Raw genomic sequence first — 245 nt, 5'->3', positions numbered from 1 at the left:
CTCGGCCACGGAGGTGGCGTCGCTGATGACGACGTTGGCGGTGGTATCGGCATCCACATTGGGGTTATCGCCCGGAGTGGAGCTGCGGTCATCGGTGATGGAACCGGAGCCGGTGTCGCCGGTGGAGACCAAGGGGTTGGAAGAGGAACCAGCGCCCAGGATGACAGTCTCGGTGGACTCGGTGAGAGCGTCATCGATGACGGCCACGCGGACCTGCACGGCGGTGCCGGCAGCGGGCAGGGTGA

The 245-nt window shown here is 66.5% G+C and carries 1 protein-coding gene; it reads right to left on the bottom strand.

The features are described 5' to 3' along the window. Positions 1-245, bottom strand: a 245-nt coding sequence (locus tag AB0T83_RS20505; protein WP_366195037.1) for a hypothetical protein, incomplete at both ends; no start/stop codon positions are given.

This window comes from Meridianimarinicoccus marinus, from assembly GCF_040689105.1.
GTDB classification, from domain to species: Bacteria; Pseudomonadota; Alphaproteobacteria; order Rhodobacterales; family Rhodobacteraceae; genus Meridianimarinicoccus; species Meridianimarinicoccus marinus.
Note: the sequence above shows the minus strand (reverse complement) of the source record. Positions and strands in the feature narration are given on the sequence as shown.